This is a genomic window from Nocardia salmonicida NBRC 13393 (assembly GCF_001613085.1).
GTDB classification, from domain to species: Bacteria; Actinomycetota; Actinomycetes; order Mycobacteriales; family Mycobacteriaceae; genus Nocardia; species Nocardia salmonicida.
Window position 1 is genome coordinate 1 of the sequence record NZ_BDBR01000087.1, and the last position, 3646, is coordinate 3646.

A 3646-nucleotide genomic window follows, 5' to 3' on the forward strand; every position below is an offset into this window, starting at 1 on the left:
GGCGGCGCGGGTGGCCTGACCATCGACCAACTCCGCTTCATCCTCAGCGCCGTGCGAACCTCTCAGGTCCCGTGCCCACGCAAACTCTCGAAAGCCGAGCGTCAGCGTGGCACACCGGTCAAGGCATACACCCCGCCCACTGTCGCCGAATACTGCGAAGGCGCTGACCTCGTCGACATCATCACCGTCTACGCCGCCACCGGACTACGTCGATCCCAGATGTTGGGGATGCTGTGGTCCGATATCGATCTGGAGGCGCAAACGCTGTGCCTCACAGGCAAGGTCGTCCGAGTTCCGGGCAAAGGGCTTGTCCGCGATACGAGAGAGGAAGACCCGAAAAACCGCCCCGGCACCACGGCACTGCCCGAGTTCGCCGTGGAAGTACTCAGGCTGCGCAAGGCCGCCCTGGCGGAACGACGCCTCACATCACCTCCACGACCAGGAACCGACGACCTGGATCTGGTGTTCCCGTCCGCGGTGTGGACCTTGCGCGACCCACAGAACGTTGGACACGCATGGCAGCGCGTTCGCGAGGCACTCGGCATTGCCGAGGACATCACCGCGCACAGCTTCCGTCACGCCATGGCCACCATCCTCGATGACGCCGGCTTGTCGGCCCGCATCACCGCCGACGTCCTGCGCCAGGCCGATGTGTCCACGGCCCAGAAGTACTACTTGGAGCGAGGTCGTCCGCACAAGGTGGCCGCCGATATCGTCGATAACGCGCTGACCGGCCAGCCGGACTGATGCCCTTCCGGTATCGGGATCGCATATCGGTGGCCAACTTCACCGCACCGTAGGCGGCTAGTTGGCAGTGCGTACCCTCGGCTGCAAACGGATTCGTGCGCGCTGTAGGGAGACGCAACGCCTATCGTCGCAGCTGCGTATCTGTATGGGTCGATGATGCGGGTGGACCGAATACGACATATCGGGAGGTAGTGGTGACGGGATCAGTACCGGACGAGCAGGCACGGCAGCGCGCGCGATGGGGTCAGCAGCAAGGACTTCGGTCCGACGCACAACTACCAACGACCGACCCCACGGAGCTGTTCTGGGTACCCATGCGGTTCGCCTGCGGGCACGCACTCGATGTCGGAGTAGACAGCATGGGTCATCCGGCGAATTTCCAGGAGAAACTGGCTCGATTCCTGGATTCGTCGTCTGCGTTCCCATGCACTCGGTGCGGTAGCACGACAGGTGCGGCTTCCGAGAACCCGGTCACCGCCGATCCGACCTATCTGGTGGCGCACGATTTGTGGTACCGCGCGTGCGCCAACGATCGCCAAATCGACGCGACGCGCAACGCGGCAAGCGCTCGTCTGCACCGAAGTGACCCGACACGCACGGATCGTTAGCGGGCGCCCAAGCACTTCCGAAGGGATGTACAACGGACAGACGTCGTAGTCGGTGACTCGGTCTGTGGTGGCCTGGACCATGCCCTGTTTGAGCTCATCTCGGATGATCGCCAGTACACCCATTTCCGTGGCCAGGGTGTGAGCGAGGGTGGACTTGCCCGATCCCGGGGCCCGCTGACGACGAGCACTGGAAAATGCGGGGAGTTCGCCACGACGGATTTAGCACGTCAGGCATCGTCGTCGATCCCACCATCGCTGGTGGCCGGTTTGGCTAGTCGGTAGGCGATGAAACCAGGCTGGCGGGTGAGGGTTTCATATTCGGCGGGGTGGGTTCGGGCCATCTCGGCGGCGGGCTGGTGCTCGGTGATCGCGTCGATCCCATTAATCCATCGCGGACGCAGTCCGGCGCATCCCGACCCTTCGCACTGACGGGCCATTGTGTCTCAGCTCGGTGGCCGTTCTTCGCAATAGCCGATCTCGCGGGCCACTAATTCGTCTTCGGTCGCCGTGTTCGCTGGTACTGGTGGGTCTCGAACTGGTCGAATCGCACAGGCGGGCCTCCAGACGCGGATTTAGCATCGGCGGCGGGCAAACACCTTGAATGCGCCGCCCGCTCCGACGTCCGCCAGCGAACAAGCTCACGCCGTCCGCGCATAGTGATACCCACGCGACGTCGGTAGAGATGATGCCCCTGTACCCACACCATGTCTCTATTCAGCAACCCTCCGAAGGCGATGCCGAACGGACAACTGCCGCCCGCATACGTCCGTTCGCGTAACTCGTAGTCCCACATGGAACCTACCGTTCCGAGGATCTCGAGCATCTTCCGCGCATGGGGCTGGCGACGAAGATAGCTAACCAAGCTGTCGGCCATCACCGTCCTCCCCTGATGATCCGCAAGGTCTGTCGGGCCGCGTCGCGCCTAGCAGGATCGGGGTGAAGTGTAGCGACTGCCACTGCAAGTGCCCAAGGAGCTTTCAGCACGACGATGGCCGCGAAAGCACTGTGAGCGAAGTCCATCAGGGTCATACCTCGCAGGTTTCACGATGGACTGATCCGGTACAAGCCGCAAGCCTCGTTCCCTTCGAACCTTGAGATAGTCGCAGTTCAGACAGGATTTAGCGCCTGAATATATGAATCGAATCACATATTGAGTCAACGACGCGTCTTCGGCATCCCGCGCGGTGAGATTCGTCATTTGGATGTCAGTTGGCGACCTGGGGGTTCGTCACTCGTGTCAGTAGCGTTCGTCACGGAACGTTAGTAAACCGCAGGTCAAGGACCGGTTCTGCGCGCGTGCGCGCGTGCGCGGAATCCTTCGGGAACCCCGTGGAGATGTCAGTAGCGACGCGTCACTACTGACAATTCGGCGCGTGGCCAGATCTCTGGTGCCGGAGCAGCGCCGCGATCAGGCCTTGCCCTGGGCCGGTTGGGTGGCGAATTGGGTGATCGCTTTGAGACCGGGCTGGTACCCGTCGGTGGTGTCGACCGCCAGTTCCGCGACGTCCATATTCACCGGCACGAACGCGCCGACGGGTTGGCCACCAGCGGCGATCGCCGCGAGGAGACCCTGGTCGTTGTGCGCTTGCCGGTGAGGATCACTCCCCACGCGGTGGGCGATACGTTCGTGCAGGACCGATTGCGGCGCGGTGCAGTGAATGACGCGGATCTCGGCGAATTCAGCCAGCGCGGTCAGGCCCGGACGCCACAACTTGTCCTGGAACGCAGCCTCGGCCACTACGCTGACCCCGGCGCGCGCCAGCAGGGTCAAGACGCCGAAGAAGGCGTGCAGTACGGGGATATTCAGGTCGTCGTAGTCGGTGACTCGGTCTGTGGCGGCCTGGACCATGCCCTGTTTGATCTCATCGCGGACGATCGCGGGGACACCGATTTCGGCGGCGAGGGCGTGAGCGAGGGTGGATTTGCCCGATCCCGGGGGCCCGCTGACGACGACGAGCACTGGAGAATGCGGGGAATTGGCCATGACGAATTTTGGCACGTCAGGCATCGCCGTCGGTTCCGCTGGTCGGTTTGGCGAGCCGGTAGGCGATGAAACCAGGCTGGCGGGTGAGGGTTTCGAACTCGGCGGGGTGGGTTCGAGCCATCTCGGCGGCGGGCTGGTGCTCGGTGATCGCGTCGATGGTGAAACCGGCCGCGGTGAACTCCGCGCACCATGCCTGCAACGGTTGATGCCAGAAGCGGTGCGTGATGCCGCACGACCACCGTTGTTGCACCCATCCGGTGTCGAAGTAGCTGCCCTCGGCGGTGAGCCAGTCCGCGGTCGGGTGGCT

Annotated in this window: 3 protein-coding genes and 1 pseudogene; 1 reads left to right on the forward strand and 3 read right to left on the reverse strand. The window is 63.3% G+C overall.

All coding sequences use genetic code 11. The annotated features are described in order from the left end of the window. Positions 1 to 747, forward strand: a 747-nt coding sequence (locus NS1_RS38375; RefSeq protein WP_062992639.1) for a tyrosine-type recombinase/integrase, incomplete at its 5' end; no start/stop codon positions are given. An 835-nt stretch (positions 748 to 1582) separates the two neighbouring features. Here the strand turns inward: NS1_RS38375 and NS1_RS38385 are convergent. The 3 genes and pseudogenes from NS1_RS38385 to NS1_RS41125 form a co-directional block, all read right to left on the reverse strand. Next, positions 1583 to 1792: a hypothetical protein gene (locus tag NS1_RS38385; RefSeq protein WP_062992643.1), complete on the reverse strand. Its 210-nt coding sequence runs from the start codon at positions 1790 to 1792 to the stop codon at positions 1583 to 1585. Between the two features lie 971 nt (positions 1793 to 2763). Continuing rightward, entirely contained in the window at positions 2764 to 3363 is a 600-nt protein-coding gene (locus NS1_RS38390) for a P-loop nucleotide/nucleoside kinase family protein (protein ID WP_245914555.1), read from the reverse strand. Beyond that, positions 3356 to 3646 (reverse strand): annotated as a pseudogene (locus NS1_RS41125) (hypothetical protein); the annotation flags it as partial. The gene NS1_RS38390 and the pseudogene NS1_RS41125, both read right to left, overlap by 8 nt.